This is a genomic window from Pseudomonas fluorescens, assembly GCF_003732425.1.
In the GTDB taxonomy this organism is placed as follows: domain Bacteria; phylum Pseudomonadota; class Gammaproteobacteria; order Pseudomonadales; family Pseudomonadaceae; genus Aquipseudomonas; species Aquipseudomonas fluorescens_BE.
Map to the genome: position 1 here is coordinate 342965 of NZ_MOBX01000003.1, position 18260 is coordinate 361224.

Consider the following 18260-nt stretch of genomic DNA (forward strand, 5'->3'; position numbering starts at 1 on the left):
GGTGAGGCTGAAGACGCCATCGCGAGCAGGCTCACTCCTACAGGGGCCGGTGGTGGGCAGTGAGGATGCGGTAGGAATGCAAATCCCTTGTGGGAGCGAGCCTGCTCGCGAATGGGAGCAACCCGGTTTTTGAGGGTGAGGCTGAAGACGCCATCGCGAGCAGGCTCACTCCTACAGGGGCCGGTGGTGGGCAGTGAGGATGCGGTAGGAATGCAAATCCCTTGTGGGAGCGAGCTTGCTCGCGAATGGGAGCAACTCGGTTTTCGAGGGTTAGGCGCAAGACGCCTTCGCGCGCAGGCTCGCTCCCACAGGGGCCGGTGTTTTGCCAGATGAATAGGTAGGGGAGTGATAGATGAACAGGATCATCAACATCATCGGTATTTGCACACTGGCCCTGGCCGGGGCGTTGCTGACGCTGAGTGAGATTACCTTGGCGCAAACCGGGGCGGGTCAGACGCTGAACCGTGATGGCGTGGCGGTGGATTTCAACCTCATGCCACTGGCCGCCGACGGCAAACTGCGTGAAGGTGAATTCGCCGATGTGCAGTTCCGCGTCACTGACAGCGCTTCCGGCCAGCCGTTGTCTGGCGTGGCACCGGGGGCTTGGGTCGATCCGCAAACCCTCGCCGCCGATCAAGCCCAGGGCCGAGATCAAAGCTGCAAAGCCCGGGTCGGGGTATTCCTCAAGTCCAACATCGGCGCGCGGCCATTGCTCGACCTCAACAGCTATTTCCTGCTGGTGATGAACCGCGACGCCAGCATCGCCGTGGTCGATCCGTCGGTGTCGGTCGGCGGCATCACCAGCACCCTGGCGCGCATCGAACTCAAGCAACCGCCGATGGACTGGGTCACGCCCAAAGACAACAAACGCGTGTTCGTCTCGATGCCGACGGCCGGCGAAGTGGCCGTGATCGACAGCGAGCAATTCAAAGTCATCGACTCGATCGCCGCCGGCAGCCAGCCAGTGCGCGTGGCGCTGCAACCGGACGAGCGCCTGCTGTGGGTCGGCAACAACGCCAGCAAAACCGAAGACTCCGGCGTCACGGTGATCGACAGCCAAAGCCTCAAACCCCTCAAACACTTGCAGACCGGGCGCGGCCACCACGAAATCAGCTTCAGCAAGGACAGCCGTTTCGCCTTCGTCAGCAACCGCGACGACGGCACCGTCAGCGTGATCGACATCGCCAGCCTGAACATCGTCCAGCAGATCAAAACCGGCTCACACCCGTTGTCGGTCGCGTATTCGCCACTGTCCGGCGCGGTGTATGTGGCCGACGGCAAGGACGGCACCGTGACCGTGATCGACGCCAACACTCACGCCCTCCGCCAGGTGATCAAGTTGCAGCAAGGCCTCGGTCCCATGGGCTTCAGCGCCGATGGCCGCTTCGGTGTGGTGCTCAACACCGTGGAAAACCGCGCCACGGTCATCGACGCCGCGACCAACAGCGCCATCCATGATCTGGACGTTTCCGCCGAGCCCTACCAAGTGGTGTTCACCCAGGCCTACGCCTACATACGCGGGCTCGCCTCGCCAAAAGTCACCATGATCAACCTGTCCTCCCTCGGCGAAGGCCGCCAGCCGATCAGTCAGGGCTTCGAAGCCGGCCCGCAACCACCGCGTATGGCCGGGGATTTACCGCTGGCCTCAAGCCTGGCGGTGTCCCGGGACGACAACGCGGTGTTCGTGGTCAACCCGGTCGACAACACCACCTACTTCTACGCCGAAGGCATGAACGCGCCGATGTCCGGTTACCCCAACCGTGGCCAGATTGCCCGCGCTGCCATGGTCATCGACCGCAGCCTGCGCGAGGTTTCGCCGGGGCTGTACAGCGCGCGGGTGAGGCTGCCGACGGCGGGGCGATTCGATGTGGCGTTTCTGCTCAACCAGCCGAACATCATTCATTGCTTTACCGCGCAGATTGAGCCTGACGGCAAGCAGCAAAAACACCTCGGCCAGCCGAAAGTCGAGTTTCTCCTCGACAAGACTGCCGTGGCGCTCAACGACCCCTACGTTGTGCGCTTCCGCATCGTTCAAGGCAAAGACAAAACCCAGCGCAGCGGCGTCAAAGACGTGCAATTGCGCTACTACCTCGCGCCCACCTCGCATCCGCGTGAAGTGGCGGCGCTGGAAGTCGCCGATGGCGTGTACGAAGCGCCGATCACCCTCGACCGCAGCGGCGCCTGGTACCTGCATGTGCGTGCGGCATCGCTGGGCGCCGGTTTCGATGACAAGACCTTTGCCAGTGTTCGGGTAGCCCCCGGCCTGGCCCGTTGAAGAGGAGTTTCGACATGAACCGATTTGCATCCAGTGGCCTGCTGACCTTGTGCCTGTTGAGCCTCGGCCTCCAACAAGCCCAAGCCCATTCGGCGGACGAACACGCCGGGCACAAGGCCCCGGCCAGCAATAGCCAGGAACACGCTCAGGTGAAGTTCGCCAACGTGCCGCTGCTCGACCAGAACGGCAAAACCGTGCGCCTTGAACAAGACTTGGTGCAGGGCAAAATCGTCGTCATGAGCTTCATCTACACCAGTTGCACCACAGTGTGCCCGGTGGTCTCGTCGATCATGGGCAAGGTGCAGAAACAACTCGGCGCGCGGGTCGGCGAAGAAGTGCAACTGGTGTCGATCAGCATCGACCCGCAGCGTGACGACCCGAAACGCCTGCAGGATTATGCGCGCACCTTCCAGCGCGGCCCGGGCTGGAGCTGGCTGACCGGCTCGCCGCAGTCGATCAATGAAACCCTCAAGGGCCTCGGCAGCTTCAGTGGCGACCTGAAGAACCATCAGCCGCTGATCCTCGTCGGCGACGGCGATAGCCGCCACTGGATGCGCTATTACGGCTTCACCGATCCGGCGCTGCTGGCCAAGGAAGTGGAAAAACTCAGCGGCTTGCGCACCCACGCCAAACACACCGCCATCGCCATGGAGCAACAGCCATGAGACTGCTCGACTGGATCTCCCTGACCGTGTGTTTCTGGATTCTCGGTAACGTCGCGTTCGCTCATGAAGGCCATGTCTCTGAGCCGCCAGCCACTGTGGCTGCCGCGCCGGCCAAAGGCACCCACGACGCGAAAACCTGGTTCACCGACACGCCGTTGCAGGATCAGAACGGCGAAACCCTGCGCTTCTACAGCGACGCGCTGCACAACCGCGTGGTGCTGCTCAATGTGATTTTCACCAGTTGCAACGATGCCTGCCCGCTGATCACCCGCAAGCTCAAGGAAGTCCGCGAGCTGCTGGGCGACAAGGCGCAGGACATCACCTTCATTTCCCTTACCAGTGACCCGCTGCGCGACACGCCGGCGGTGCTCAAGGCTTACACCTTGAAGCAGGGTTCCGATGACCCTCATTGGCTTTTTCTTACCGGCGACAAAGCGCAGATGGACCTGGTATTGAGCCGCATCGGCCAGATCGTGCCGACGCCCGAGCAACACTCCACGCAGCTGATCGTCGGCGATGTCGCCAATAAACGCTGGAGCAAAATCCGTCCCGATGCTCCGGCCGCCGCCATTGCCCAGCGCTTGCAGTTGCTGACAATGCCCGTGGCTGGCCGCTGAGTCCGCGCCATGAACCTGAGCCGCGTCCTCGCCCTGATCCTGCTCGCTGGCCTCAGCCTTGGCGCGAGCGCTGCGCCGTTGACACCGGAAGAGGCGGCGGGCAAGCGTCTTTATCGTCAAGGCCTGTCGGCCAGTGGCGAAGCGATCATGGCACGGGTCGGCGCGGCGGACGTGCTGCTGCCGGCGACCAGCCTGCCGTGCGCCAATTGCCACGGCGCCGATGGTCTCGGCCGACCTGAAGGCGGCGTGCGTCCCCCCGAGCTGAACTGGGCGCGGCTGACCAGCACGTATGGCCAGCAACAGGTCAACGGCCGCAGCTATCCGGCCTACAGCGAGAGCAGTCTGGCCACGGCTATCGAGCAGGGCCGCGACCCCGGCCACAATCGTCTCGACCCGAGCATGCCGCGCTTTCTCTTGTCGATGAAGGATCAGCGCAACCTCGCCGCCTATCTCAAACGCCTCGCCGATGAACGCGATCCCGGTCTTGAGGCGCAAACCTTGCACCTCGGCACTTTGCTGCCCAGGCAAGGGCCGCTGGCGGAGGAGGGCATGACCGTGGCAGCGGTGCTCAATGGCAGCGTCGCGCGGATCAATCAGGCCGGGGGCATACATGGGCGGCAACTGCGCTTGACGGTGATTGATCCCGGTCCGGACCGCGCCAGTGCCGAGCAGGCTCTGCAACAGTTGATCGAGCAGGAACAGGTGTTCGCGTTGATCGCGCCGCTGGCGCCGGCCCTCGACAGCGAGCTGGGGCCGCGCCTGGAACAGGCCGGTGTGCCGCTGATCGGGCCGATGTCGATCCTCGGCACCCTGCAGGCCAGCCCGCAGATATTCGAACCTTTACCGGGATTGCGTGAACAACTGATCGCGCTGGCCGACTACGCCACGGCAAGCCTGCGTGTGCTGCAAGGGCCGACGCTGATTGCGTATCCCGATGACCCTGCACAAACGCTGGCCGCGCAAAACCTCGGCCAGTACTTGCAGGATCACGGCTGGCAGAAAGTCCATCTGCAAGCCTACGACCCGACGGCGGATGGGCTGCCGTTAGGCTCGCGATCAGTGTTCTATCTGGGCAATGGCGGCGGCTTCAGTCGTCTGGCGACGCGCCTGCAGAGTGCCGGGCAAGTGCCTTATCTGTTTGCCGCCTCCAGCCAGGTGGCCGGCGATCTGCTGCAAGTTCCCGACGGCTTCACCCGACGGGTGTTCCTCGCCTATCCGTTCGTGCCCAGCGACTGGACCCAGGCCGGGCGCATGGCCCTGACGTTACTGCGCGAAGGCCAGGGCCTCGGTGCCCAGCACACGGTGCTGCAAGTCGGCGCCTACGCCTCGATGCTGCTGCTCAGCGAAGGCATGAAACAGGCTGGCCGCGACGCCAGTCGGGAAAAACTGGTGGCGGCGCTGGAAGGCTTGCACGACTTCGACACCGGCCTGACCCCGCGCCTGAGTTTCGGCCCCGGTCGACGCCTGGGCTTGAGCGGCGCGCATGTGGTCACCGTGGATTTGCCCGATCAGCGTTTTTATCTGGTCGCGCCCTATAAACCGATTGTTGCCAGCCCCTGAACGGAGGGCCCGATCATGAAACTCACAACGCTGATTTTGCTGCTGACTTGCTGGCTGCCGCTGGCGTGGGCGAATAACGAGCCGGCCGTGGCGCGGGTCAATGGCGAGGAAATTTCCGGGTTTCGCTTCGAGCGCTTCTTCGCCGAATACCTGGAAGATCAGGGCCGCGCGGTGGCGAGCATTCGCAGCCCAAAGGCCTACAAGGAACTGCGGCAAGCGGCGTTGCAAATGCTGATCGACAAAGAATTGCTGTGGCAGGAATCGCAGAAACGTGGTCGGCAGATCGACGAGCAAGCGCTGCGTCAGCAGATCGAGCAAACCCGCATGGCCATCGGCGGCGCGGATAAATTCCTTCGTCGATTGCAGGATGCCGGTTTCGATGAGGCGTCGTTCACCGAGTACACCCGCCGCGAACTGGCGGCGCAGCAGATGTTCGCCGAACTGGTCCGCGCCAACACCTTGCAGCCTCGGCACCTGTTGATTCGCGTGCCCGCGCAAGCGGATGCAGTCACAGTTGCTGCAGCGCGTCTACGCTTGATGCAAATGCGCGCCGCGATTGTCAGCGGGGCGACGTTTGCCAGCAGTCCGGTGCGTTCACCGTTCGGCTGGCATGTGATTTATTTGCCGAACCACTTGGAGGCCGCCGATGTCCCAGATTTGCAGGGGCTGGACACAGTCAGGGCGCAGCTCGCCCGACAGCAACAGACCCAGGCTCGTCGTCAGGTGCTCGCGCAATTACGGGTGCAGAACAGGATCGAACGAATTGACGACGACTGAAGGTTCCCCCCCAATAGTGGGGAATGGCTTCGATGCCCATTCAGGTGCTTCCCCGTTTCTGGGGAACGGGGTACCGGGACGAGCGGGCATTGTCATTAAATTCAAGGACATGAAGACATAAAATTACCGGCGCTCAGCCTGGCATGAAGTGTGCGTTACCCCTGGTAAGGCGCACTCTCAGGGCGGGGTCATCGGACCTGCTGTTTCAAGGAGTCGACCTTGGTTAACAAAGTACTGGTTGTCGAAGACGAACAGCTGCTTGCACAGAATCTTCAGGATTATCTGTCGGCGCAGGGGCTGGACGTCCGGATTGCACATGACGGAGCGACGGCTATCGGTTTGGCCGAAACGTTTGCCCCCGACGTGCTGGTGTTCGATTACCGCTTGCCCGATATGGAAGGCTTTGAGGTGCTCGACGCGGTCCGCCAGAACAGGGCGTGTAATTTTGTGCTGATAACAGGTCACCCCACCGCTGAAGTCTGTGAGCGGGCGCGGCAACTGCAAGTCAGCCACATCCTGTTCAAACCGTTTCCCTTGGCGGAACTGGCGCGGGCGGTCTGCGACCTTCTGGGCATCAAGCGCGAAGCGAAACCCGGTGCGAGCCCTTCCGAAGGGTTTGTCGAACGACGCCAGAGCAGGACCGAGAGCTTCCCGTTGCAGTTGTACGATGGCAGTTGGGTGTTGGCGGATCGGCGACGACAGTCGCACGCCATGGCACCGGACGACGATCAAATGCTCACCGGGGAGTAATGGCGCGATCAGACGTTCCGGCACTTGCCGTCAAGGTTTGCCGCGCCGACAGGGCTCTAAGCCCCGGTTGGAGAGCAAGCCATGGAACGTCTGTCCGTTGTCGTCGAACCACTACCGGCCGAAAGCGCCCCCGCGCGCTTTTCCAGTGAACAGCTGGCCCAGGCCCGGGCGCGGGCCGCCACCTCCGGCGAACGCGTCCTCGAAGCCCTCGGCGTACTGTGTGAACTGGCGCCAATGCCGTTCATTCAAACCCTCGGCGCGACCCTGCATTACCCGGTGCTCGACACCGACAGCCTGTTTCAAGCGACGCCGGTGTTCGACCGGGTCACCCTCGCACAATGCCTGAAACGTGAATTCATCCTGCTGCGCCACAATGACGAAGTCATCGGTGTCTTTGCCGACCCCTTCGACCCGGCGCGCCTGGCCTGGATCGACGATTGCCTGCACGGTGCGCCGCTGCACCTGGTCCACGCCGATGACCTCAAGGCCTATCTGGCCCGCCACGAAGAAAGCTTCCACGCCGTCGAATCGCTGAACGCCCAAGGCGACACGCATAACGAAATCGACACCCTGCAAAGCCTGTCGCTGACCAGCATCAGCGAAGACGCTAGCAGCGTGGTGAAACTGGTCAACTCGACCCTGTACGACGCGCTGAAAATGCACGCCAGTGACATCCACCTCGGCACCACCGGCCACGGTCTGGTGATCAAATACCGCATCGACGGCGTGCTCAACAACATCAGCAAAGTCCAGGGCAATGAGTTCGCCGAGCAGGTGATCTCGCGGGTCAAAGTCATGGCCGAACTGGACATCGGCGAGAAACGCGTGCCGCAGGACGGACGCTTCAAAATTGGCATCAGCGGCCGCCAGATCGACTTTCGCGTATCGATCATGCCGAGCATCTTTGGCGAAGACGCGGTGCTGCGGGTACTCGACAAACAGGATCTGGCCGACAAGGTCTGCGGCGTGCAATTGCAGGCGCTGGGCTTTGAAGACGAAACTCTGCGCCAGTTGCGGCGCCTTGCCGCCGAACCTTACGGCATGGTGCTGGTGACCGGCCCGACCGGTAGCGGCAAGACCACCACGCTGTACGCGATGATCACCGAGATCAACCACGGCGTGGACAAGATCATCACCATCGAAGACCCGGTCGAATATCAACTGCCGGGGGTGCTGCAGATCCCGGTCAATGAGAAAAAAGGCCTGACCTTCGCCCGCGGCCTGCGCTCGATCCTGCGCCACGACCCGGACAAGATCATGGTCGGCGAAATCCGTGACCCGGACACCGCACAGATCGCCGTGCAATCGGCGCTCACCGGTCACTTGGTGTTCACCACCATCCACGCCAACAACGTCTTCGACGTGATCGGCCGCTTCACCCAAATGGAAATCGACCCCTACAGCCTGGTCTCGGCGCTCAACGCGATTCTCGCTCAGCGCCTGATTCGTTTGGTGTGCAGCAGTTGCAGCGCACCGGTCAATCCGAGCGATGAAGAACTGCGCGCCTCGGGCCTCGATCCGCAGAAAGTCGACCACTACCACTTCGTCCACGGCAAGGGCTGCGGCCACTGCCGGGGCAGCGGCTATCGCGGGCGCACGGCGATTGCCGAGCTGCTGCACCTCGATGACGAGCTGCGCCAGATGATCGTCGAGCGCCAACCGATCAAACAAATCAAAGCCCTGGCCTGTGCCCGTGGTTTGCGCCTGCTGCGCGAATCGGCGCTGGAGCTGGTGGAACAAGGTCGCACCACGCTGGAGGAGATCAATCGTGTCACTTTTATCGCGTGAGCGTTTTGTCGCCGTGCTCGGCGCCAGCGGTGTTGGCCTCGGTCAGCGGCGCGGCAGCGACACCTTGTGGCTGGGCAGTGTCGGTTACATCGACGAAGGCTTCCAGAGCTACGCGGTGGCGCTGGATACCCTTGATCGCCTGCTCGGTGAACATGCCCGTGCCGGTGCTGAATTGAGCGTGGTCATCTCCGGGCACTTCAGCCGCTTCTGCCTGGTGCCATGGAGCGCGCAGATCAGCAGCCCGGAAGAACTGCGCGGCTTCGCCCAACTGTGTTTCGAAGACCTGTTTGGCGCGCCGACGCAAGCCTGGAGTCTGGTGCTGTCCGCCGAACCGGCCGGTTACGACCGCATCGCCAGCGCTTTGCCACAAGACTTGCTCGAACGCCTGCGCATGCTGGTCAGCGGTCGCGGTTTGCGCCTGCGCTCGGTGCAGCCGTACCTGATGGCGGCGTTCAACCGCTTCGACAAAAGCCTTGATGCCGGCGACTTCCTGTTCGTCGTCGCCGAGCCGCAACGCAGCGTGTTGTTGCTGGCGAGGGAAGGGCGCTGGGCCGGCGTGCGCTCGGTGGGCGGCAGCGACAGCGATGCCGCGTTGAATGCTCTGATCGGTCGTGAACGGCAGCTGCAAGCCTCGACCAGCGAACGCGCCTTTAACGTTTATCTGCATGCACCGGCGCGCCTCGATGCACATCCGGATGTGGCGGGTGTGCAATTGCGCACCCTTGAAGACGACTCGATGACCGTGCGTGACGGCTTGTACGTCATGTCCCGGGCGGTGGCCTGACATGCGCGCGCTCAATCTCGACTTCCAGCCGCGTCCACGTTCCGGCCCATTGGGCTGGAGCCTGCTCGGCGGCGGTGTGCTGCTGGCGCTGCTGTGCTTCGCCGTGCAACAGCACCTCGACGCGCACACCGAACAGCAACAAGGCCACCTGCAAACCACTCAGCGTCAGCTGACCGGCGACAGCGGTGACAAGTCCACCCTGAGCCCGGCGGAAACCCGTGAGCAAGCGGCAAACCTCGCCGAGATGCGCAAGGTCTCGCAGCAACTGCGCCGGCCGTGGGAACGCCTGTTCGCCATGCTCGAAGCGATGCCGCGCGATGACGTCGCGCTGCTGACCCTGACCCCGGATGCGCGCAAAGGCCAGGTCCGCATCAGCGCCGAAGCGCGCGATCTGCAAGCGATGCTCGACTTCCACAAACGGCTGGAAGCCAGCGACGAGCTGTCGGACGTCTCGCTGCTGAGCCACGAGATCGTCGTCAAATCGCCGGAACAACCGGTGCAATTCAACCTGTCGGCGACTTGGGAGATTGGCGATGCGAATCCCTAGACTGATCGTCCACGAATACCTGCAAGGTCTCGGCATTCCGGGGCTGGCCGGGCTGGCGCTGCTGCTGGTCGCCGTGGCTTGGGCACTCGCTGGTTTGCTGCCGGGCTGGCAATCGTTGCAGCACCTCAGCCAGCAGACTCAGGAGGCCACCGACTATCTGGCCAAGGTTGAAGACGGCAGCATCGCGCCGCCAGTGGTACCGCAACGGCAGCTCGACGACTTCCGCAACAAACTGCCGGCACAGCCGCAAGCCACCGTCGCCATCGACCGCATCTACGCCCTCGCAGCCCAGGAGCACATCACCCTGGCGCGCGGCGAATACGCCCTCGGCGTCGACCCGAAAACCCATCTGGCGCGCTATCAGATCCTCCTGCCGGTACGCGGCAGCTACCCGCAATTGCGCCGCTTTCTGCACGCCTTGCTCGGCCAGTTGCCGGCGGTGGTGGTGGAAGACGTCGAGTTTCAACGCAAGAAGATCGGCGACACCGACCTCAACGGCCGGATCCGTATGACCCTTTACCTGTCGAGGTCGTGATGAATACCAAGCGCGTGACAGGATGGCTGGCGTTCTTCGGCGTGGCGGCGGCGCTGGCATGGTTGCCGGAGTATTTCTCGACGAGCGAAGACGCCGATTCCAACGAAGTGGCGGTGGCCGCCCCGGCCAAAACCGCCAGCCGTGGCGCGCTGCCGGCGAGCACCGCCAAGGCCAAAGACGCCCCGATCAAGGACTTGAGCCCGGCCGGCGACCTGTTTGCCGCCAAATCCTGGAAGGCCGCGCCGACTCTGGCCACGGTCACCGAAATTGCCATCAATCCAGCAACAGTGGTGCAAGCCCCGAGCTTGCCACCGGTGCCGTTTCAGTTCGTCGGCAGGCTGCATGACCGCAGCGACCTGCAAGTGTTTTTGCAGAACGGCGAAAAGATCTACGTCGTGCGCAACGGGGATGTGATCGACGACACCTGGAAGATCACCGGCATTTCCGATCTGGAATTGAGCCTGGTTTACCTGCCTTTGCATTTGTCGCAGACCTTGTCTGTGGGGAGTACGCAATGAACCGTTCCCGTTTGCTGATGAGCCTGGGCCTGTGTGCCGGGCTGGCCGCGTGCAGTTCTGCGCAGGTGGCCAACAAGGAAGCCGCCGACCTGATTGATCAGGGGCAGTACGAGGCGGGGCTGGCCCGGATCGAGGAAGGTCTGCGTGAAAATCCTCGCGACACCGAATTGCATCTGCTGCTCAACAGCGGCCGCGCCAAAGCGATCACGGCATTGCTGACGGCCGGCGACACCGACCGCTCGCGCCGCGACTTCGCTTCGGCGCGCACCGCTTACATGCGCGTGCTGACCATCGAACCGAACAACCGCCGCGCCCAGGATGCCCTGAAGCAGCTCGAATACTTGCGCACCATGGACGAGAAACTCGAGCTGGCCCGTGGTGACCTGCGTCGCGGCGACATCTACGGCGCGGATCGTCAGGTCAAACAGATCCTCGAACTCGACCCGGCCAACGAAGGCGCGCTGGAGCTGCAAGGCAACATTCGTCTGGTGCAGAGCCGCAACGTGATTGCCTATCCGCAACTGCGCACCAAGCTCGATCGCCCGGTCACCCTGGAGTTTCGTGACGCCAACCTGAAGACCATTTTCGAAGTGCTGTCGCAGGTCGCCGGGCTGAATTTCATCTTCGACAAAGACCTGCGCCCGGACATGAAAGCGACGATTTTCGTGCGTGATGTGCGCATCGAAGACGCCGTGACCTTGCTGCTGCAACAGAACCAGTTGCACCAGAAAGTGGTGAACGAAAACACCTTGCTGATCTACCCGGATTCGCCACAGAAAGTGAAGGATTACCAGGAACTGGTGATGCGCACCTTCTACCTGACCAGCATCGACGCCAACACCGCGCTGAATATGGTGAAAACCATGCTCAAGACCCGCGACGTGTTCGTCGACGAACGCCTCAACACCCTGACCATGCGCGACACCGAAGACGCGATCCGCATGGCGGAAAAACTTCTGCAATCGCAAGACCAGTCCAACCCGGAAGTGGTGCTCGAAGTTGAAGTGATGGAAGTCGCCACCCAGCGCATTCTCGACCTTGGTCTGCAATGGCCGAACACCTTTGGCGTGGTCAACAGCGACGGTTCGGCGGTGACCCTGCTTGATCAACTCAAAGGCATCAACTCCAGCCGTATCAGCATCTCGCCATCGCCACAAGCCAAGATCAACGCGCAGGACAACGACATCAACACCCTCGCCAGCCCCGTGATTCGGGTCAGCAACCGTGAGCAGGCGCGCATCCACATCGGTCAGCGCGTGCCGATTATCAGCGCCACTTCGGTGCCTTCAACCCAAGGCCCGGTGATCACTGAAAGCGTCACTTACCTGGATGTCGGTCTGAAACTCGAAGTGCAACCGACCGTGCACCTGAACAACGAAGTAGCGATCAAGATCGCTCTGGAAGTGAGTAACGCCACTCCGCTGGAACCGACCCGCCAAGGCACGATTCCGGTGCAGGTCGACACCCGCAACGCGCAGACCACTCTGCGCCTGCACGACGGCGAAACGCAGATCCTCGCCGGCCTGATGCGCAATGACCACGGCGCCACTGGCAACAAGATTCCGGGCCTGGGTGATATTCCTGGCATCGGCCGGCTGTTTGGCAGCAACAAGGACACCGTCGGCAAATCGGAGCTGGTGCTGTCGATCACCCCACGAATCGTGCGCAACCTGCCGTATCAGAGTCCGTCGGACATGGAGTTCTCCACCGGTACCGAAACCAGCATGCACATTCAGGCACCGGATCGCTCGCAGAGTTACGTGATGCCATCGCCTGCCGCGCAGCCGCGTGCAGTCGGTGAATCGGCCGTGGCCACCACCCGTGTCACCGTCGAGAAGCCTTGATCATGAACGCCTCCCAGCGCGGTTTTACCTTGATCGAAGTCGTGGTGACGCTGGCCCTGGTCGGCCTGTTGGCGAGCATGGCCGCGCCACTGACCGAGACCGTGGTGCGTCGCGGCAAGGAGCAGGAATTGCGCAACGCGTTGTACCAGATTCGCGATGGCATCGACGCCTATAAACGCGCGTTCGATGCCGGCTACATCGAGAAGTCGCTGAACAGCAGCGGCTACCCGCCGAACCTGCAAGTGCTGGTCGAAGGCGTGCGCGATGTGCGCAGCGCGAAGGGCGCCAAGTTCTACTTTTTACGCCGCATCCCGCGTGACCCGCTGGTGCCGGCCAAACGTGATGACGAAGGGGGTTGGGGCGTGCGCGCCTACAACAGTTCGGCTCAGAACCCGCGCGATGGCGAGGACGTGTTCGACGTCTACTCCACGGCGCGCGGGAAAGGCCTCAACGGCATCGCCTACCGCGAGTGGTGAACCTCATGCGCCGGGAAAAAGGTTTTACCTTGCTGGAGCTGATGGTGGTGATGGCGATCATCGCCACGCTCATGACCATCGCGCTGCCGCGCTACTTCAACAGCCTTGAAGCGTCGAAGGAAACCACGCTGCGCCAAAGCCTGTCGGCGATGCGTGAGGCACTGGATCACTTCTACGGCGACACCGGTCGCTACCCCGATTCCATCGAACAACTGATCGAACAACGTTACTTGCGCAGCGCACCACTGGACCCGATCACCGAACGCAAAGACCAGTGGGTACTGATCGCGCCACCGGACGGCGTCGCCGGTGGCGTGGCCGACATCAAAAGCGGTGCTACCGGGAGGGCGCGTGATGGCAGCCAGTATGCCGAGTGGTAATCGCGCGCAGCAGGGTGGTTTTACGTACCTGGGCGTGCTGTTCCTGATCGTCGTGATGGGCATGGGCCTGGCCAGTGCCGGCGAGTTGTGGTCGACCGCGTCGCGCCGTGACCGGGAGCGCCAGTTGCTCTGGGTCGGTACCCAATACGCCCAGGCGTTGCGCAGCTACTACCGCAGTTCGCCGGGGTTGGCGCAGTACCCGAAAGAATTGGTCGACCTGCTCGACGATCAACGTTTTCCCGAGGCGAAGCATCACCTGCGCCAGCTCTATCCGGACCCGATCGGCCAAGGTGAATGGGCGCTGCAACGCGGTTTCGACGGACGCATCACCGGCCTCAACAGCCCGTCGACGGAGCTGCCATTGAAGCAGGCGGACTTCCCGACGCAGTGGTCGGATTTCGAAGGCATGCAGCGTTATTCGGACTGGCAGTTTGTTGCCGAAAAAGCCTTCCTTGAGGGCACCAATGGCCCGGCCAAAGGCCAGTCGAACTTGCCGCAGGCGTTGCAGCCATGAGCCGCCAGTGGATGTGCGCGCTGATCCTCACCGCTGTGGCGTGCTGCGCCCACGCCGCTGAAGAAGACGAAATGATGGGCTTCATCGTCGACGACACGATCTCGCACATCGGCCACGACTTTTACTACTCGTTCAGTGAACGCCTGCGCGACACCAGCCCGATGGATTTCAACCTGGTGGTGCGCGAGCGCCCCGACGCGCGCTGGGGCAGCCTGGTGACCGTGGAATATCAGCAACGCCTGGTGTATCGACGCTTCCTGCCGCCGAACACCGTGGAACTGAAGGACGAGGCCTACGCGGCCGCCGACTGGGTTCGACGCCAGGTAGTCCAGCGCAAGCTGGAGGCTCTGTTGCAGGACACCACCGACCTTGAGAAGGACGAACTATGAACAGCACAACGTTCTCACGGCGCAGCGGATTCTGGATCTCGGGTTTGTTGATCGGGCTCGCCAGCGCCGCGGCTGTCCAGGCCACTGAACTGGTCTACACACCGGTCAACCCGTCGTTCGGCGGCAACCCGTTGAACGGCACCTGGTTGCTCAATAACGCCCAGGCGCAAAACGATTACGACGACCCGGACCTCAAGAGCCGCTCGACCGTGGCCGGCACGTCGGCGCTGGAGCGCTTCACCAGTCAATTGCAATCGCGGCTGCTAGGGCAGTTGCTGGACAACATCTCCACTGGCAACACGGGGAGCCTGTCCACTGACTCTTTTATCGTCAACGTCATCGACGACTCCGGGGCACTGAGCATAGAAGTGACCGACCGAGCGACCGGTGAGGTTTCGGAAATTCAGGTGAACGGCCTCAACCCATGACGGGCTGACGGTTCCGGGGAGTGACGGACATGAAAAAGATCATCGCGCTAGGGCTGCTGTTGGCGACATTACAAGGGTGCAGTCTGCGTGAGCCGATGTCGGCCGAGCAGGACACCGAGACTCCGACCCTGACCCCCAGGGCCTCGACTTATTACGACTTGCTGAAGATGCCGCGCCCCAAGGGGCGGTTGATGGCGGTGGTGTACGGCTTCCGTGACCAGACCGGGCAGTACAAGCCGACGCCGGCGAGTTCGTTTTCCACCAGCGTGACCCAGGGCGCGGCCTCGATGTTGATGGACGCGATGCAGGCCAGTGGCTGGTTTGTCGTGCTGGAGCGGGAAGGGCTGCAGAACCTGCTGACCGAGCGCAAGATCATTCGTGCGTCGCAGAAGAAGCCGAATACGCCGGTAAATATTCAGGGTGAACTGCCACCGTTGCAGGCGGCGAACATGATGCTTGAGGGCGGGATCATTGCGTATGACACCAATGTGCGTAGCGGTGGGGAAGGGGCGCGGTATCTGGGGATTGATATTTCCCGGGAGTATCGGGTGGATCAGGTGACCGTCAACTTGCGTGCGGTGGATGTGCGCAGTGGGCAGGTGTTGTCGAATGTGATGACCAGCAAGACGATTTATTCGGTGGCGCGCAGTGCCGGGGTGTTCAAGTTTATCGAGTTCAAGAAGTTGCTCGAAGCCGAGGTGGGTTATACGACGAATGAGCCGGCGCAGTTGTGTGTGTTGTCGGCGATTGAGGCGGCGGTGGGGCATATGGTGGCGCAGGGGATTGAGCGGCGGTTGTGGCAGGTGGCGGGGGACGCTTCTGTGCCTTCGCAGGATGATGTGTTGAATCGGTATTTGAGCCAGAACAAGGTGGATCCGGAGGCGGAGTGAACGTGGCGGCCTTCGGGCCGACCAGGTTCTTGCAGATGTACCCAGTTCCCACTGTGGGAGCGAGCCTGCTCGCGAAGGCTTTTTGTCAGGCGGCGGGGTTCTTTTTGACTGAGTACATATCCGTTTCTGCGGTAACGGCTGCTTAGGGTTCCGCCCTTACGGCGGGTCACTTTTTCCAGACGCCGAAAAAGTAACCAAAAAGGCTTGCTCCTACGTGCGGCCCGCTCGCTAAAGCTCGGGGTTCCTTCGCTCCGGGATCGATCCGGGCGCAGCGCCTACGGTTTGCTTCGCTGCACCTCCTCTCGCTGTGTTTGGCTGCGCCAAACGGTCGCTGCGCTCCCACGCCCGGATCAATCCCTCCACTCAGCCTTCCGACGTCGCCCGTGGATCAAGATCAAAAGCTGCAGCCGAGCTAACGCTCATCCTGTTGAGTGGGGCGGCTTTGCCGCTTGGGTTGTACGCACACTAAAGCTGTGGGAGCGAGCTTGCTCGCGATAGCTATCTCTCAGACACAGTAGCTATTGCGGATGTACCCAAATCCTTGTGGGAGCTGGCTTGCCAGCGATGGCGATCTATGAGCCCACCAATTCCCGCCGGTTGCACACATTCACTGTAGGAGCTGCCGAAGGCTGCGATCTTTTGACTTTGATTTTTTAAGATGAATATCAAGATCAAAAGATCGCAGCCTTCGGCAGCTCCTACACATGCGTATTTCAATCCTGAATGTTTAAAGGATGTTTCGATTTTGCAGAACCTTCCCACAAGGTTTTCAGGTTGTCCGTCGGACGTCCGCTCTCTAGCCTGTGTTCGTCGCTGCCAATTCAGCGGCCGGGCGTGGAAACCCGAGTAACTACAGAGCGCACAAGCGCCATTCATAACGTATCCTTGCGCACACTGTGTGCACTTTGTTATGGCGGCTGTGCGTGGGAGACCTTGTGTCTGCCGGGTTGCCTCTGTCCCGGGTTTCCAACCTGCGTACAGCTGCCACCTATTCGCTTGGAAACCGAATGGGGGCCAGCTATAACCGTCATACAGGGTAAATAATCATGAAAAAACCAACGCCCAATCCGCCAGAATCAGAAATCACCACCGAAACCACATCCCCCTACGCCTCAGTCGACAGCAGAAAACTCCACGAAGCCGCCGACCGTGCGCTCGATTACTACCTGAATCCTTCCGCTCCGATCATGTCCAGTACCAACGAGCCGGAGTCCATGTACTTCGCCAACCCCAGGTACAACACCGAGTGTCTGCTGGCCAACGCCAGCGAAACCCTCGGCTCGGCCAGTGAAATGCTCAACAACTTCGCTGCTTTGCTGCCGCCCTCACACCGCAAAACCGCGCTCGGTATCGCACAAGTCGTGATGCTGGGTGAACTGGCAGTCAACCAGGCCCTTGATCACGTAGAACTGCACGAATAACCCCACCCCCCCCTGTGGCGAGGGAGCTTGCTCCCGCTGGGTTGCGAAGCAACCCCAAACCCCGCGAACGCGGTTTGCCAGACAAACCGCAATCAGCAGGTTTACAACGACTGAGTCGCCGAGCGGGAGCAAGCTCCCTCGCCACAATTGTTCCAGGTCAACTCAAGAGTGCGATCCGAGAAGAGGGACCGCGTTTTCACATTCAGCACGGAGGCACCATTGATCCCCTGTTTTCCACAACCATTGCAGCGTTCGAAAGCGAAGAGCAGGCCGCCAGTTATGACCGTTGGCTTCGTGCCAAAGTCCAGAAGTCGCTCTATGATTCGCGCCCCAGCATTCCGAATCAGCAGGTAATGGCAGAGATGAAGGCATTGATGGCGGAACGGCGAATCAAACATGAGGCTCGTGAGGCGTTGCGCAAGGAAGACACAGCGCCTTCGGGTTGATCGCTCACAATAAAAAACCGCGCTCCTGAAGGACGCGCGGTTTTTATCGTTTTACAGATGGCTTAGAGGGAGTCGCGTCGCGGATACTCCTGACGCGCATGCAGAACGTTCACGATCTCTATCCGATCCGTCACTCGATAAATGATCAGATAGCTGGAATTGACAACGATCTCCCGAGTGCCGGTGATCCGGCCTGATCGATAGAGATAGGGATGATCAGGAAGATAAGCTATGGCTTTTCCAACTGCCTTCAAGATCTCCTTGGCTGCTCCAACATTCCTTTCGACTATGTATTCGAGCACTGTTACCAGCTTCGCCCGTGCTTCGGGCCTCCACTCAATCGGCCTCGAAACCATTGTCTTTTGCCTTGATCAAGGCATGTATCTCGGCCATTACTTGTTCATGCGAAAGATTCGGGCGCGGATCATCGAGAGAGGCTTGTACTTCCGCCCTGAACCAGCGGTCATAGCTCGCAGCCTGTTCCTCAGGATCAAGATCCGAGACGACTGGGCACAGTGGGTCAATCATCGTTGGGTCGATCATGGCACCTCCGGGATCAATGCCTGGAAGTCTATTCGGTAAGGGGAATGTTGTCGTGGTTGTCTGGATGAGTTGCACGTCGGTCGAGCTCCGTAGGGTTCAGGTTGTCCCGAAAA

22 protein-coding genes are annotated in these 18260 nt (G+C 61.3%); 20 read left to right on the forward strand and 2 right to left on the reverse strand.

Annotation, left to right across the window (positions count from 1 at the left end; all coding sequences use genetic code 11):
* Window positions 1-352 precede the first annotated feature (352 nt).
* The 20 genes from BK670_RS04295 (at window position 353) to relB (BK670_RS30390) (ending at window position 17604) form a co-directional block, all read left to right on the forward strand.
* Window positions 353-2275, forward strand: coding sequence for a YncE family protein (locus BK670_RS04295; RefSeq protein ID WP_123448741.1), 1923 nt, complete (start codon window positions 353-355; stop codon window positions 2273-2275).
* A 14-nt stretch (window positions 2276-2289) separates the two neighbouring features.
* Window positions 2290-2940 carry an SCO family protein gene (locus tag BK670_RS04300; protein WP_123448742.1) on the forward strand — a complete coding sequence of 217 codons (651 nt, stop codon included), beginning with the start codon at window positions 2290-2292 and terminating at the stop codon, window positions 2938-2940.
* Window positions 2937-3557, forward strand: coding sequence for an SCO family protein (locus BK670_RS04305; RefSeq protein ID WP_123448743.1), 621 nt, complete (start codon window positions 2937-2939; stop codon window positions 3555-3557). Before BK670_RS04300 ends, BK670_RS04305 begins: the two co-directional genes overlap by 4 nt.
* Before the next feature lie 9 nt (window positions 3558-3566).
* Complete coding sequence (locus BK670_RS04310) at window positions 3567-5117, forward strand: ABC transporter substrate-binding protein (protein ID WP_123448744.1); 1551 nt, start codon at window positions 3567-3569, stop codon at window positions 5115-5117.
* Window positions 5118-5132: 15 nt separating this feature from the next.
* Window positions 5133-5894, forward strand: coding sequence for a peptidylprolyl isomerase (locus BK670_RS04315; RefSeq protein WP_123448745.1), 762 nt, complete (start codon window positions 5133-5135; stop codon window positions 5892-5894).
* A gap of 219 nt (window positions 5895-6113) precedes the next feature.
* A complete protein-coding gene (locus tag BK670_RS04320; protein WP_123448746.1) occupies window positions 6114-6644 on the forward strand; it encodes a response regulator in 531 nt (176 codons plus the stop codon).
* Between the two features lie 81 nt (window positions 6645-6725).
* Window positions 6726-8432, forward strand: coding sequence for a GspE/PulE family protein (locus tag BK670_RS04325; RefSeq protein WP_123448747.1), 1707 nt, complete (start codon window positions 6726-6728; stop codon window positions 8430-8432).
* Window positions 8413-9216 carry a hypothetical protein gene (locus BK670_RS04330; RefSeq protein ID WP_123448748.1) on the forward strand — a complete coding sequence of 268 codons (804 nt, stop codon included), beginning with the start codon at window positions 8413-8415 and terminating at the stop codon, window positions 9214-9216. Before BK670_RS04325 ends, BK670_RS04330 begins: the two co-directional genes overlap by 20 nt.
* 1 nt (window position 9217) lies before the next feature.
* Entirely contained in the window at window positions 9218-9763 is a 546-nt protein-coding gene (locus BK670_RS04335) for a PilN domain-containing protein (RefSeq protein WP_123448749.1), read from the forward strand.
* Entirely contained in the window at window positions 9750-10298 is a 549-nt protein-coding gene (locus tag BK670_RS04340) for a GspMb/PilO family protein (RefSeq protein WP_123448750.1), read from the forward strand. The genes BK670_RS04335 and BK670_RS04340 overlap by 14 nt, the downstream gene beginning before the upstream one ends.
* A complete protein-coding gene (locus BK670_RS04345; protein WP_123448751.1) occupies window positions 10298-10816 on the forward strand; it encodes a hypothetical protein in 519 nt (172 codons plus the stop codon). The genes BK670_RS04340 and BK670_RS04345 overlap by 1 nt, the downstream gene beginning before the upstream one ends.
* Window positions 10813-12660 carry a secretin N-terminal domain-containing protein gene (locus BK670_RS04350; protein ID WP_123448752.1) on the forward strand — a complete coding sequence of 616 codons (1848 nt, stop codon included), beginning with the start codon at window positions 10813-10815 and terminating at the stop codon, window positions 12658-12660. The genes BK670_RS04345 and BK670_RS04350 overlap by 4 nt, the downstream gene beginning before the upstream one ends.
* Before the next feature lie 2 nt (window positions 12661-12662).
* A complete protein-coding gene (locus BK670_RS04355) occupies window positions 12663-13136 on the forward strand; it encodes a type II secretion system protein (RefSeq protein WP_123448753.1) in 474 nt (157 codons plus the stop codon).
* A 5-nt stretch (window positions 13137-13141) separates the two neighbouring features.
* Window positions 13142-13516 (forward strand): type II secretion system protein, encoded by a 375-nt coding sequence (locus BK670_RS04360; RefSeq protein WP_064588154.1) that lies wholly within the window; start codon window positions 13142-13144, stop codon window positions 13514-13516.
* Window positions 13491-14030, forward strand: a complete 540-nt coding sequence (locus BK670_RS04365; RefSeq protein WP_123448754.1) for a type II secretion system protein — start codon at window positions 13491-13493, stop codon at window positions 14028-14030. The genes BK670_RS04360 and BK670_RS04365 overlap by 26 nt, the downstream gene beginning before the upstream one ends.
* Window positions 14027-14419: a curli production assembly/transport protein CsgE gene (gene csgE / locus BK670_RS04370; protein ID WP_123448755.1), complete on the forward strand. Its 393-nt coding sequence runs from the start codon at window positions 14027-14029 to the stop codon at window positions 14417-14419. The genes BK670_RS04365 and csgE overlap by 4 nt, the downstream gene beginning before the upstream one ends.
* Window positions 14416-14847 (forward strand): curli assembly protein CsgF, encoded by a 432-nt coding sequence (locus BK670_RS04375; protein WP_095124771.1) that lies wholly within the window; start codon window positions 14416-14418, stop codon window positions 14845-14847. Before csgE ends, BK670_RS04375 begins: the two co-directional genes overlap by 4 nt.
* Window positions 14848-14876: 29 nt before the next feature.
* Window positions 14877-15737: a CsgG/HfaB family protein gene (locus BK670_RS04380; protein WP_123448756.1), complete on the forward strand. Its 861-nt coding sequence runs from the start codon at window positions 14877-14879 to the stop codon at window positions 15735-15737.
* 1046 nt (window positions 15738-16783) lie between these two features.
* A complete protein-coding gene (locus BK670_RS04385) occupies window positions 16784-17158 on the forward strand; it encodes a DUF6124 family protein (protein ID WP_123448757.1) in 375 nt (124 codons plus the stop codon).
* Window positions 17159-17376: 218 nt separating this feature from the next.
* Window positions 17377-17604: a type II toxin-antitoxin system RelB family antitoxin gene (relB, locus tag BK670_RS30390; protein ID WP_123449188.1), complete on the forward strand. Its 228-nt coding sequence runs from the start codon at window positions 17377-17379 to the stop codon at window positions 17602-17604.
* Between the two features lie 62 nt (window positions 17605-17666).
* On the opposite strand, the gene BK670_RS04395 is transcribed toward relB (BK670_RS30390), so the two are convergent.
* Window positions 17667-17960 (reverse strand): type II toxin-antitoxin system RelE/ParE family toxin, encoded by a 294-nt coding sequence (locus tag BK670_RS04395; protein ID WP_123448758.1) that lies wholly within the window; start codon window positions 17958-17960, stop codon window positions 17667-17669.
* Window positions 17941-18147, reverse strand: a complete 207-nt coding sequence (relB, locus tag BK670_RS04400) for a type II toxin-antitoxin system RelB family antitoxin (RefSeq protein ID WP_123448759.1) — start codon at window positions 18145-18147, stop codon at window positions 17941-17943. Before relB (BK670_RS04400) ends, BK670_RS04395 begins: the two co-directional genes overlap by 20 nt.
* Between the last annotated feature and the right edge of the window lie 113 nt (window positions 18148-18260).